The organism is Streptomyces sp. PH10-H1, from assembly GCF_030063355.1.
Lineage (GTDB): Bacteria > Actinomycetota > Actinomycetes > Streptomycetales > Streptomycetaceae > Actinacidiphila.
In genome coordinates this window covers 32095-44586 of the sequence record NZ_JASISZ010000037.1, presented here as the reverse complement: position 1 = coordinate 44586, position 12492 = coordinate 32095, and the positions used below count along the sequence as shown (strand labels likewise).

General features: G+C 71.4%; 12 protein-coding genes. 3 read left to right on the top strand and 9 right to left on the bottom strand.

Annotated elements, in window-relative coordinates:
* Nucleotides 1–6 precede the first annotated feature (6 nt).
* The 5 genes from QMK24_RS22190 to QMK24_RS22170 form a co-directional block, all read right to left on the bottom strand.
* The gene (locus QMK24_RS22190; RefSeq protein WP_283468348.1) at nucleotides 7–1110 is read right to left on the bottom strand and encodes an NAD(P)H-dependent flavin oxidoreductase; all 1104 of its coding nucleotides are present in this window, start codon (nucleotides 1108–1110) and stop codon (nucleotides 7–9) included.
* A 135-nt stretch (nucleotides 1111–1245) separates the two neighbouring features.
* Nucleotides 1246–3423, bottom strand: coding sequence for a serine/threonine-protein kinase (locus QMK24_RS22185; protein ID WP_283468345.1), 2178 nt, complete (start codon nucleotides 3421–3423; stop codon nucleotides 1246–1248).
* Between the two features lie 84 nt (nucleotides 3424–3507).
* Nucleotides 3508–4374 (bottom strand): oxygenase MpaB family protein, encoded by an 867-nt coding sequence (locus QMK24_RS22180; protein WP_283468344.1) that lies wholly within the window; start codon nucleotides 4372–4374, stop codon nucleotides 3508–3510.
* A 67-nt stretch (nucleotides 4375–4441) separates the two neighbouring features.
* Nucleotides 4442–5632, bottom strand: a complete 1191-nt coding sequence (locus QMK24_RS22175) for an acyl-CoA dehydrogenase family protein (RefSeq protein ID WP_283468342.1) — start codon at nucleotides 5630–5632, stop codon at nucleotides 4442–4444.
* 232 nt (nucleotides 5633–5864) lie between these two features.
* Nucleotides 5865–6527, bottom strand: a complete 663-nt coding sequence (locus tag QMK24_RS22170) for a TetR/AcrR family transcriptional regulator (protein WP_502962619.1) — start codon at nucleotides 6525–6527, stop codon at nucleotides 5865–5867.
* Between the two features lie 213 nt (nucleotides 6528–6740).
* Here QMK24_RS22170 and QMK24_RS22165 point away from each other — a divergent pair, with 213 nt between their 5' ends.
* Genes QMK24_RS22165 through QMK24_RS22155 form a run of 3 tightly spaced genes read left to right on the top strand, consistent with a single transcriptional unit; the run spans nucleotide 6741 to nucleotide 9321 of the window.
* Complete coding sequence (locus QMK24_RS22165; RefSeq protein WP_283468339.1) at nucleotides 6741–7355, top strand: DUF6230 family protein; 615 nt, start codon at nucleotides 6741–6743, stop codon at nucleotides 7353–7355.
* Nucleotides 7346–8377 (top strand): DUF6114 domain-containing protein, encoded by a 1032-nt coding sequence (locus tag QMK24_RS22160; protein WP_283468338.1) that lies wholly within the window; start codon nucleotides 7346–7348, stop codon nucleotides 8375–8377. The genes QMK24_RS22165 and QMK24_RS22160 overlap by 10 nt, the downstream gene beginning before the upstream one ends.
* Nucleotides 8374–9321, top strand: coding sequence for a hypothetical protein (locus QMK24_RS22155; RefSeq protein WP_283468337.1), 948 nt, complete (start codon nucleotides 8374–8376; stop codon nucleotides 9319–9321). The genes QMK24_RS22160 and QMK24_RS22155 overlap by 4 nt, the downstream gene beginning before the upstream one ends.
* 80 nt (nucleotides 9322–9401) lie before the next feature.
* On the opposite strand, the gene QMK24_RS22150 is transcribed toward QMK24_RS22155, so the two are convergent.
* The 4 genes from QMK24_RS22150 to QMK24_RS22135 form a co-directional block, all read right to left on the bottom strand.
* Nucleotides 9402–9851, bottom strand: coding sequence for an MFS transporter (locus QMK24_RS22150; RefSeq protein ID WP_283468335.1), 450 nt, complete (start codon nucleotides 9849–9851; stop codon nucleotides 9402–9404).
* Nucleotides 9848–10384, bottom strand: a complete 537-nt coding sequence (locus QMK24_RS22145; RefSeq protein WP_283468334.1) for a hypothetical protein — start codon at nucleotides 10382–10384, stop codon at nucleotides 9848–9850. The genes QMK24_RS22150 and QMK24_RS22145 overlap by 4 nt, the downstream gene beginning before the upstream one ends.
* 315 nt (nucleotides 10385–10699) lie before the next feature.
* Complete coding sequence (locus QMK24_RS22140) at nucleotides 10700–11905, bottom strand: hypothetical protein (RefSeq protein WP_283468332.1); 1206 nt, start codon at nucleotides 11903–11905, stop codon at nucleotides 10700–10702.
* Between the two features lie 193 nt (nucleotides 11906–12098).
* Nucleotides 12099–12290, bottom strand: a complete 192-nt coding sequence (locus QMK24_RS22135; protein ID WP_283468330.1) for a hypothetical protein — start codon at nucleotides 12288–12290, stop codon at nucleotides 12099–12101.
* Nucleotides 12291–12492 lie beyond the last annotated feature (202 nt).

The window sequence follows — 12492 nt, the reverse complement described above, 5'->3', positions numbered from 1 at the left end:
GCCTCCTCAGGCTCGGCCGGCGATGCGGTTGATCCGGTCGACGGCCCGCTCGAAACCGCGGGTGAGATCGTCGAAGACGGCTTGGACGCTGCGTTCGGAGTTCATCTGGCCGACGATCTGGCCGACCGGGGTTCCGAGCAGCGGCTCGGTCTCGTACTTCTGGATCCGGGAGACGGCGTCGGCGACCAGCAGGCCCTGCAGCGGCATCGGCAGAGTGCCGGGCCCTGCCGGGTCCTCCCACGCGTCGGTCCATTCGGTACGCAGCTGGCGGGCGGGCTTGCCGGTCAGCGCCCGGGATCTGACGGTGTCGCCGGAGCCCGCCGCCAGGAGTTTGTCGATGAGGACCCGTGAGGGGAGTTCCGCCTCGGTGGTGGTGAGCCAGACCGAGCCGAGCCAGACGCCCTGGGCGCCCAGCGCCAGGCCGGCGGCGACCTGTTCGCCGGTGCCGATGCCGCCCGCGGCCAGCACCGGTATGCCGTCGACGGCGCTGACCACCTCGGGAACCAGGACCATGCTGGCGATCTCGCCGGTGTGGCCGCCGGCCTCGTAGCCCTGGGCGACGACGATGTCGATGCCCGCGTCCTTGTGATGCCCGGCGTGCCGGGCGCTCCCGGCGAGGGCGGCGACGAGGACGTCGTGCTCGTGGGCGCGGGCGATGACGTCGGCGGGCGGGGAGCCCAGCGCGTTGGCGAGCAGTTTGATGGGGTAGTCGAAGGCCACGTCGAGCTGGTTGCGGGCGACCTCCTCCATCCAGCCGGTGATCCGCCAGCCCGACACGTCGTCCGGGCCCAGTTCCGGCACGCCGTGCTTGGCGAGGACCTGCCGTACGTAGTCGCGGTGCCCTTCGGGGATCATGGCCTCGATGTCGGCCACGCTGACGCCCTCCACCTTCTTGGCGGGCATCACGACGTCGAGGCCGTAGGGCCGTCCGTCGGTGTTCTCCTCCATCCAGTCCAGACCGCGGGCGAGTTCGTCCGCGTCCGAATAGCGCACCGCCCCGAGTACGCCCATTCCCCCGGCGCGGCTGATGGCCGCGGCCACCGCGGGGAACGGCGTGAAGCCGAAGATGGCGTGCTCGATACCCAGCCGTTTGCTCAGCTCCGTCTCCATGGTGGGCAGGATGCCGCAGCGGGCGCGGAGACGGAAGGGATTATCTGACGCAACGTCAGATATTTGCGAAACCCACAACCACCGCGAGCCCCGTCAAAGCCAATGCGGACCGCGTCCCAACCCCTTCGGACCGGATCACAACCGCTGCGGCCCGCCCTGCTCGGCGGTGACCTTGCGATAGACCGCGAGCGCCTCGTCGGACCGGCCGAGCTGCTCCAGGCAGTGCGCCTCGTCGTTACGGCTGGTGAGGGTGTCCGGATGGGCCGGGCCGAGCACCCGCGTCCTGGCGTCGGCGACCTCGCGGTAGACGTCCAGCGCCGTCGTCCACCGGCCCAGCCAGCCCAGGCCCACCGCGACCTCGCGCTTGCTGACCAGCGTGTCGGGATGGTCCGCGCCCAGCACCCGCTCCCGGAGCGCCGCCACATCGCGCGCCTCGGCCAGCGACTGGTCCCAGCGGCCGAGCCGGCCGAGATTGACGCCCATGGCGTGCCGGGCGCGCAGCGTCTCGGGGTCGGACGGGCCCGCGGTGCGGGTGCGGGCCGCGACCAGGTCGCGATAGAGATCCAGGGCCTCGGCGCTGCGCCCCAGCCGCCCCTGGCAGATGCCCATCTCGTAACGGGCGGCCAGGGTGTCCGGATGCCCGGCCCCCTGCGTCCGCTCGTGCGCGGCGGCCACCTTCCCGTAGACGTCCAGCGCCTCGGCCCAGCGGCCGAGCTGGCCCAGCACATAGCCGACCTCGTAGCGGGTGACGAGCGTCTCGGCGTGGTCAGGACCCAGCACCCTGGCCCGGACGGCGGCGAGTTCGACCGCCATGGCGTAGGCCTCGTCGAGCCGCCCGAGCCGACCGAGGTTGAAGGTCAGGTTGTGGCGGCAGCGCAGTGTGTCGGGATGCTCGGCGCCCAGGGTGTGCTCCCGTGCGGCCAGTACCGCGGAGTAGCCCTGATGGGCCTCCAGGTGCAGGCCGAGCCGCCCGAGCGCGTACGCCGTCTCGTGCCGGGCGGCGAGGGTGTCGGCGTGGTCGGGGCCGAGTACGCGCTGCCGCACCCCGGCGACGTAGTCGAACAGCCGCATCGCGTCCTCGGTCCTGCCCAGCCGGGCGAGGCACGACGCCGCTTCGTAGCGGCTGGTCAGGGTGTCGGGGTGCTCGGTGCCCAGCGCCCGGTCGCGTTCGGCGGCGACCGCGGTGTGCAGGTCGTACGCCTCCTGCCAGCGGCCCAGCCGCCCGAGGCCGGTGCCTTCGGTGTGACGGGCGGCCAGGGTGGCGAGCTGCTCGGGCGCGGGCGCGACGGCGCCCGAGGCGGTGCGGGTGGACCAGGCGCCGGTCAGTTCATGACGCGGCGGGACGGCGGCGTGGAAGGCCCGGGTGGCGCGGGCGCCGGAGCCGGTGGGCAGATCGCGCGCCCAGGACGGCAGCGGCGGCGCCGGCACCACCGGAAGGACCGCCGCGCCACGCATCGCCTTGAGGCGGCCGCCGACATCCGCCGCGTTCTGCGGCCGGTCGTCGGCGTCCTTCGCGAGCAGGTCCAGGATGAGCCGCTCCAGCTCCGCGGGCAGGTCGGGCCTGCCGCCACTCGGCGGCACGGGTGCGGTGTCGCGGTGGGCGACCAGGACGGCCCAGGCGTCGTCCATGTCGAACGGCGGCGCCCCGGTGGTGAGTTCGTACAGGACGCAGCCGAACGAGTACAGATCGCTGCGGTGGTCGACCTCGGCGGCGCCGATCTGTTCCGGCGACATGTAGTGCGGGGTTCCCATGGCGATGCCGGTACCGGTGAGCCGGGAGGTGAAGCCGATGTCGTGGCCGAGCCGGGCGATGCCGAAGTCGCAGATCTTCACGGCTCCGTCGCTCAGCCGGATGATGTTGGCCGGTTTCAGATCCCGGTGCACGATGCCCTGCGCATGGGTGTAGGCGAGCGCGGAGGCGACTTGTTCCGCGATGTCCATGACGTCCGGAACCGGCAGCGGCTGGCGGCGGGCGTCGTCCAGCACCTGGAGCAGATTGCGTCCGTCGAGCAGTTCCATCACCAGGAACAGGACGCCCTCGTGCTCGCCGAAGTCGTGCACGACGGTCACACCGCGGTGCTGCAGCGAGGCCGCCACCCGGGCCTCGCGCCGGAAGCGCTCCTGCAGCACCCGGGTGAATCCGGCGTCGGCCGCCGGGCTCAGCGGCTTGAGACACTTCACCGCGACCCGTCGCCCGAGCGACTCGTCCAGCGCCAGCCAGACCTCGCCCATCCCGCCCCGGCCGATCAGCTCGTGCAACCGGTACCGGCTCTGAATCAGCGTGCCACTGTCGTCGTGTACAGCCGCCATCATCCGCCGCCGCCCCCGCCCCCGTCGTTCCGCGTACTTCCCCCGGCTTCCAGTATGGCCGCAGGCACCGCCGGGCGGCACGCCGCGTTACGGCAGGGAACGCGCCCCTTCGCGCAGCTTGTACACGGACGGGTGACTGCCGGGCCCGAGCCGCCCCACCGCCTTGAGGATATGACCGGGCGGCAGCTGCCATCGCAGCTGGCGGGGGATGGTGCGCAGGACCCGGCCGGCCAGGCGCAGCCGCAGGCCGGTCACGGCGTCGGGCGGCCCCGGGCGGCCGTACAGCTCCTGGGCGAAGGGCGGCAGCGCCGCGTAGGCCAGGCCCGCGACCCGCCCCCACAACGCCGCCCTGGCGGGCAGCAGGGGCCAGGGCACAGGCGGCGCCCGGAGGAACTCGTACACCGCCTGGGCGTCCTCGGCGGCGGCCAGCTCCGGCCGGATCTTCTCGAAGTACTCCGCGAGCGCCAGGGCGCTGTCGGGAACGGCGTCGGGGTCGAGGCCCACCAGTCGGGCGGCGGTGCGCTGCTCGTCGACGTAGGCGTCGGCCTGGGCACCGGTCAGGGGCAGTCCCGACCGGCTGGCGATCTGCAGATACGAGTCGATCTCGGCGCAGTGCACCCAGAGCAGCAGCTCGGGGTCGTCCACGCCGAAGCGCTCGCCGGTGCGGGGATCGTCCGCGCCGAGCCGGCGGTGGATGCCGCGCACCCTGGCGCCCGCGCGTTCGGCCTGCAGCGAGGTCCCGTAGGTGATCGTGCCGACGAAGTCGGCGGTACGCAGCAGCCGCCCCCAGGCGTCCTTCTTGAAGTCGGAGTTCTGCATGACCGCCCGTACGGCGCGGGGATGCAGCGCCTGCAAGTACAGGGCGCGCACCCCCGCGACCCACATCACCGGGTCGGCGTGCAGCTGCCAGGTGACCGACCCGGGTCCGAAGAGCCCGGGGTCCGCATCGCGCATCGCCGACTCCTCGCTGCCGTGGGTCGCGTCCTGCCGTGGGTCGCGTCCTGCCGCCCCGCCACCCACGTTAGCGGCGGACGCGCGGCATACCCAGTCCGATCCACGAGATGATCTCCCGCTGGATCTCGTTGTTGCCGCCGCCGAAGGTGAAGATGACCGCGCTGCGGTAGCCGCGCTCCAGCTCACCGTGGAGCACGGTGCCGGCGGAGCCCTCCTTCATCGGGGCCGCCGCGGCGACGACCTCCATCAGCCAGGCGTACGCGTCGCGGCGGGCCTCGGAGCCGTACACCTTGACGGCGGAGGCGTCCTGTGGGGTGAGAGTTCCCTTCTGGAGGGCATCCACCATCTGCCAGTTCAGCAGCTTCATGGCGTCGAGCCGGGTATGGGTCAGGGCGAGCCGGCGCCGCACCCAGCCCAGGTCGATGACCCGGCTGCCGTCGGCGAGCTTGGTGTCGGCGGCCCAGCGCTGCACGTCGTGCAGGGCGCGGATCGCCATGGTGCCGTGGGCGGCGAGCGTGACGCGCTCGTGGTTGAGCTGGTTGGTGATCAGGCGCCAGCCCTTGTTCTCCTCACCGACCCGGCGGGTGACGGGGACGCGGATGTTCTCGTAGTAGCTGGCGGTGGTGTCGTGCGAGGCGAGGGTGTTGATGATCGTGCACGAGTATCCGGGGTCGGAGGTCGGCACCAGCAGCATGGTGATGCCCTTGTGCGGCGCAGCGTCGGGATCGGTGCGGACGGCAAGCCACACCCAGTCCGCCGTGTCACCGTTGGTGGTCCAGATCTTCTGCCCGTTGACGGTGTAGTGGCCGGTGGCCTCATCGCCCTCGCGCACCGCACGGGTCTTGAGCGCGGCGAGGTCGGTGCCCGCGTCCGGCTCGGAGTAGCCGATCGCGAAGTCCAGTTCACCGGCGAGGACCTTCGGCAGGAAGTACGCCTTCTGCTCCTCGGTGCCGAACTGCATGATCGTCGGACCGACGGTGTTCAGCGCCATCAGCGGCAGTGGCACACCCGCCTGAGCCGCCTCGTCGAAGAAGATGAACTGCTCCATCGGCGACAGCCCCCGGCCGCCGAACTCCGCGGGCCAGCCGATGCCCAGCCAGCCGTCGGCGCCGAGCCGGCGGATGGTGTCCCGGTAGAACTTCTTCTGCGCCGCGGGATCGGCGTAACGGGCGTAGACGTTGTCCGGCACCAGCCCGGCGAAGTACGAGCGCAGCTCCGCGCGCAATTGCTGCTGCTCGGGTGTGTAGTCCAGGTGCACGGCCCCTCCTGAGGTCTCCGGCGTTGCGGTCTCCGGTCCCTGCGGCAACGGCGCACAGAGTAGAACGCGTTCCAGTAATTCGGAAGGGGTAACGGGGTAACGCCCGCGGCCGGCGGAGCGGTCCGTTCTGGCACCCGCCGGAGCGGTCGGTGGAGCGGTCGCCGGAGCGGTCGGTGGAGCGGTCCGTCCTGACGGCCGGTGGAGCGGTCCGTCCTGACGGCCGGTGGAGCGGTCAGTCCGTGACGGGCGCCGGGCAGCCCGGATCGAAGGACTCGATCGTCCGGAGGGTGTCCCGCAGCATGCGCACCAGCAGGGACCGCACCACGTCCCGCTCCAGCTCCTGGTGACCGAGCCAGTCCAGGGTCACGCCCTCCACGCACGACAGCCATCCCACCAGCGCGGTGCGCGCGATGACGGGGATCTCCCGGCGGCCGTACGCGCCTTCGGCGATCGCCCCGAGAAGTTCCTCGCGCACAGCGTCCCGTACCGCGTGCACCTCGGCGTCGAAGCCGACGCCGCCGGTGACGATCGTGCGGTAGGCGGCCTGGTGGCGCTGGGCGTAGCGCAGATAGCCGTCGACGGTACGGCGCACGCGTTCGGCGCGCGGCAGGTCGGCGTTGCTGGACGCGCGCACCACGAGTTCCTCGACGGACTCCTGCACGATGGCGAGGTAGTAACCGCGCTTGTTCTTGAAGTAGTAGTAGATCAGCCCTTTGGCGACGCCCGCGTGCCGGGCGATGTCGTCCATGGACAGGGCGTCGTACGAGGTATTGGCGAACAATTTCCGGCCGGTGGCGATGAGTTCGGCCCGCCGTGCCAGGGAGCGGTCCGTGCCGCGCGGTCCGCGCACAACCTCCACCCCGGCCTCCGTCCCGCGCTGTTGACTATTATTCAAAACCGGGCCTACTCTCCAACTGCCACAGGACTTCCGCAGTATGACAGAAGGCCGCCGAGCGACACCGCCTTCCGCCGGGTCCTGTCGCGGCACCTCCCCGCGCGTCCAGGCACACCCAGAACGTCCCGCACGCCCCGCACCTCCTGACCACCCGCACAGCCGCACCGGCCGCGCATGGGCGACCGGTGGATCCGCTGCCCCCTGGGAGGAACAGTGAGCGCAGCCAACCGCCGCCTGCCGTACGGCAGAACGGCGTGGAAGAAGACAGCAGTCGTCGCCATCCCCGCGGTTCTCGCCGTCGGCGCGATGGCCTCCGTCATGGCGGAGGGCGCCCTGGCCGCCTCCTTCGCCGTCTCCGGAACCAGCTTCCAGGTCTCGTCGGGACAGCTGACGAGCACCGGACTCGCCTCCTACGTCCAGACCGACCGGTCCGTCGACGGCAAGGGCCATCCCGTGGCCCTGCTCGGCCTCGGCGACGCGACCTTGAGCGATATCTGCCAGTCCGCCGAGGTCAGCACCCCGCTGGGCACCGTGGTCTTCAAGCTCACGGCGGGCGGCAGCGCCGGCAATGTCACCGCGAGCAGCCTCGTCATCGACGCCGAGGACCTGGTCGGCGACGCCCGCTTCGGCACCGCGCAGATCGGCCGGGACGCCGCGGAGCTCGACTCGGTGCCGGGTCTGCACGGCGACAAGGGCGCGTTCGGGCTGCAGGCCGGGGACATCACCGTGGCCGGAGTGAAGTCCCACGCCTGGTCCGCGACCGGCGGCAACTTCCGTCTCAAGGGCATGAAGGTGAACGTCAGCCTGGGCGGCGCCAAGTGCTCCTGAGGGCGCTGCGCGAGGCGCCCGCCCGGTTCCAACGCCTCCACACACGGCTGCCGCTGCCCGACCAGCGCCGGGCGTTACGGGAATGGCGCCGCACCCGGCCGTTCTGGGGTGGGCTGCTGCTGATCCTCGGCGGCGCCGAACTGCTGGTCATCCCGTTGTCGCCGCTGACCGTGCTGGTCAGCCTCGGCCTCGGCGGCCTGGCCGCGATCGGTATCGGGCTGGCCCTGATCGTGGCGGGACTCTTCCTGTGGTTCCTGCCGCACACCCGGCATTACGTCAGCATCAACGCGCTGATCCTGTCGGTGCTCTCGTTCGCCGCCACGAACCTCGGCGGTTTCCTCGTCGGCATGCTGCTCGGGATCGCCGGGAGCGCGATCGGCTTCGGCTGGACGCCGGTCGAACCCGAGCCGGCTGACACGTCCGCGGCATCCGACCCCAAGATCGCGCCGGACCCGGACCCGGACCCGGAACCGGAACCGGAACCTGGAGTCATGCGCGGCGCTCCAGGCCGCCGGGCGCTCGCCGTCGCGCTGCCGGTGGTGCTGCTGGCGCTCATCGGCGGCGCCGGCGCCGCACCGGTACGCGCCGCCGACAGCGGGGCCGGTACGCCGCGAGCGGGTGCCCATCCGCCGACCGTGACCACGACCCGCTTCTCCCCGAACGGCTTCGCCCTCTCGGGGGTGACCACGATGCCCACCGCCGACGGCCCGCTGAAAGTCATGATCGTCACCATGGCGTCGGCATCCCTCACCGACTACCGGCTTTCCACCCATGACGGTGGCGGCCGGCTCGCCCTGAGCGCGGACAGCCTCGACCTCAGCGGCAACGTCATCCTCTATCTGACCCGGCTCAGCGGGTGTATCGAGGGCGTGCTGTGTGTGACCTTCACCCCCGACAAGCTGCCGATGCCGCCCGTCATCCCGCCCGGTGTCTACCTCACCCATGTGGAGGCCGAACAGGCCCTCGTGACCTCGGACAGCATCGTCGCGCGATCACTGAACCTGCGAGCGGAGACCCGATGATCCCGATACAGGCCGCCCTGTTCTGGGCGTACGCCCTCGGCGCCACTTTCGCCGTCTCCGCCACCCGCCAACTGCAGTTCTGGCGACGCTGGACCGTCGGCTCCCGGCAGCGCGAGGCCGCGCCCGAGGCGCTGCCCGGCGTCATGGCGGTGCGGATCGGCGGCCCCACCGCGAATCCGTACCTCTGTCTCACCGTGCTGTTCGCGGCGGTGCTGCTGGTCCCCACCGGGCTGTTTCTGCTGTGGCAGAACCCGTCGTGGCAGACCATGCAGGTGGCCGGCGGCCACCGCGGCCTGTGGCCGGGATTCGTCCTGCTCTACGCGGCCGGCATCGTCGTCGCGGCGCTGCTGGGCTTTCTGATCGCCCAGGCCCTGGCCGTGGCCGGCATCGGCTACTGGGCCTATCTGCAGACCGTCGGCGGGTACTTCCTGGTCTTCGCGACGCTGATCCACGGCTGGGACGGCGAAGGCTACCGGCGCTTCCTGACCACCAGTCAGCAGCAGTTCACCGACTGGCCGAAGGACAGCGTCGTCAACCGCGTCCTGGACTTCGCCACCTCGGGCACCTTCCTCGCCCTCGTCGTCCTCGGCTTCGCGGTGATCACGACGATGCTGGTCACGGAGATCGGCTGGCTGGTGGAGGGCTGGCGGCTGCCCGGCGGCGACACGGACCGCAAGGTGCCGCGGATCGTGGCCGTCGCCATCGCCGGGGCGGGGGTCTACGCGCTGCCGTTCGGCGGCGCCGTCACCGCCAGCGTCCTGGTCCATCTGCTCGGGTGGCCGGTCGGCCTGGCGCTGTTCGCGGTCGTGGCCGGCGCCGTCCTCCTGCCACGGCGCACCCCGGTCCGCCGGCTCTACGACCTGGTCGGCATCCCCGCCGGGCACTGGCGGGACCTTGACCAGCCACCCGTGGCGGAGCACGCCACCACGGCGGGAGCGCCGTAGCCCCCGCCGTAGCCCCCGTCTAACGGTGACGAACGGTGCGGAACGGGCCCGCAGCGGGCCCGTTCGGCCTTCTCGCGGTTTCATCGATGGTGCGTCCGTACCGGTGCCTCGACAGCGTCCTTGAGACGGGGCGGGAGCCAGAGGCTGCACGCGGCGAGGAGCTCCTCCGCCGCCGCGCCCGTGAGCACCGGGACATCGCCGAGCCAGGACGCCGGCGCTCCGCCGGCCAGCGCCCCGCCCGGCACCGTCCCGATCAGGGCGGCCTGCAGGGCGACCGAGAGCGGGAACGTCAGGGCCCCGGAGACGGTCGCCACGGCGTACAACTGCCACCAGCCGAGCCGGCCCAGGGCGCCCGCGACCGGGACGGATCCGACGACGACCACCTGCAGGGACGTGAGCGTGACGGTGAGCCTGCGCAGCCGCGCCCGGTCGACCAGCACACCGGCGAACGGGCTGAGGACGGCCCCGGGCAGATACGTCGGCGCCATCAGCGCCGCCGCGCCGAACGGACCCGAGTCCGGCCGGGTCACGGCCAGCAAGGCCGGCGCCAGTGCGGTGACCTGCCGCCCGATGGAGCTGGCCGTCTGCTCGGCGCAGAGCAAACACGAAAGGACGGTGCCGCCGCAGCAGGCGGGCCACCGACGGGAAACTCACAGGTCAGATCCCCGTACGGGGCACAGGCCAGTGCCGGATGCGCGGCGGCAGCGCCACCACCCGCCGCGTGCACGCGCATGTCGGATGCCGTGCCGATGGATATCCCGCGCCGCAGGGCGTAGTCCCGCGACCGCGCCACGCCCCAGGACGGGTCGTCGTAGAGGACACCCGTGAAGACCCAGTCCCCCAGGCCGTCGAAGATCGAATCACTGCCGACGGTGACGTAGTCACCCGGACGCAGCCGGCCGTCCGACCGTTTCAGCAGGAACTCCGCCCAGAGCAGCGATCCATGGAATTCGCGTACGTCGTCGTCCGGCCGGTTGCGCGTCACCAGTGCGTGCAGCAGACCCACTTGCAGCGACGGAAGGTCGATCGGATGCCAGGGCATCGTCACCAGGTGAATGCGCATCCCGCCACACCTCCCCCGGCTCGGGGCGGGCGCCGGATTCCGCCCGGCGCCCGCCCCAGCCCTCGGCCCCGCCTGCTCAGCGCGTCGGCCGCTTCTCGAGTACGCGCGGCTGACGGTTGGTGGTCTCTTCCTCGCGGACCACTACCTTCTTGATCTCCACGGTTCCTCCCTCGTCGGCCTCGCCCGGTTGCCTGACATGACTGCCTCGGTCGGCTGCCTCAGCCCCTTCCTCAGTCGGCTGCCTCGCTGAAACCGGTTCGCCGTAGGCATCGTTACCGCACTGTGCAAGAGAGGTCCTCCGGCCGCGGGAGACCTTCAGACGGCGTGCGGCACCCAGATGACGGCGTGATACGGGCCGTTGGCGGTGCGCGGGTCCGGGGGCGGCAGGGCCGCGCTTCCGACCACGATGCCATGGCAACCGGACTGCAGCGCCACGGAGTTGAGGCCACCGAGCGAGGCCGGTTTCGTGAAGGTGGCGGTCTTCACGTCGTAGGCGAAGGCGAAGGAGTTGGGGGCGAACACGTCCCCGACGATGAGATCGCCCTTGATCGCCTTGACTTCGGTGACGCCGTTCCCCGGACCGATCCTGGTGATCGCGTGGGTGGTGAGATCGAAGGTGAACGCGAGGAGGCTGTCTGCTCCGACGGCCGTCTTCCCGCTGACCAGTTGGGAGATCATCAGGCTGCGGCCGAGGTCGGTTCTGGTGTGGGTGAGCAGGTTGTAGGCATACCCGTCGAGGCTCGCGTCACCTGCCGTCCGGGACTGGCCCACGACGACGGGCCAGCTGATCGCAGTGGCCGTGCTGATGGTGCCGCCGAGGGTGCCGAGGTCGGTCATCGTGTGGGTGAGCAGGTTGTACACGAACCCGTGCCTGCTCGTGGCCGGCCCACCGGGCAGCGAGGAGGTTCCGACCACGAAGTGCCCGCTGACGTCCGCCGCGGAACTGGTCCCCGACGGGCCGGCGAGGCTGCCGAGGTCGGTCATGGTGTGCGTGACCAGGTTGTAGGCGAACGCGTGGGTCACCAGATCACCGGCCAGGGACGAGGAGCCCACGATGGTGTGACCGCTGAGACCAGTGATGCTGATGCTGCTGCCACCCAGCGTGCCGATGTCGGTCATCGTGTGCTTCGGCAGGTCGTAGGCGAACCCATGGACCGGGCCGCCGTCGGAAAGCCCGGACACGCCGACGACGAACGGCCCCTCCACGGCGATCGCCCGGCTGAAGGTGCCGAGGGTGCCGAGGTCGGTCATCGTGCGGGTGTGCCGGTCGTACGCGAACGCATGGGTCGTGGCGTCGCCTGTGATCTGGGACGTCCCGACGACTGTGGCGTTGTCGATCGCCGCCGCGGAGCTGGCGGTGCCGCCCAGCGTGCCGAGATCGTCAACGGCGTACCCCACGACCCGCGCCCCCGAGTCCGCCGCCGCCGGAACGGCCGTGAGCACCTGCCCGGCACCCATGCTGAGCAGCACGAATGCACCCGCCGATGCCAGCAGGCGCGCGCGTAATCGATTCACCTTCATGATCCCCCCTACGAGACCGTCACATGTGCGGTCTCTTCCGTTCCCTCCAGTGTCATCGCGGACGGAAACCGCGCAGGCGATCTCCCCGATCCGGCGTGAACTCGCCGTCATCAGCCGCCCACCAGGATGGGTCGGGTGGGTGCCCCGGTGCGGGACGGCGTTCCGGGCTGCGGTGTCACAGCCGGCTGTGGTGTCACAGCCGGCCGAGAGCCTCCCGGGCGGCGTCGACGGCCCCCGTGCGCGCTTTCGCCCGGTCGTTGTCCGTGCGGGTGTAGTCCACGGACACCACCATGTTGCTGCGGCGCAACATGACCTGGGCCGAGAAGGTGCCCTTGGTGGGTGTCCGGAAGCGCTTCTGCCTGGCCCACGCCACGTGCACTGTCATCGCCGTACCGCCCTCAGAACTGCTGGAGACCTTCCAGCGCGCAGACCACCATGGCATCCCAGTGACGGCATAGGACCGGCGGCGACCCCGCTCACGCAATCCCGTCTCCGCAACCTGCGGTGGGGGGGGCCCCCCCAACCGGGTGGCCATCCCCCCCCACGTTTTTCGGCCGACGGGGGCCCGCAAAACCCCACGGCGCCAA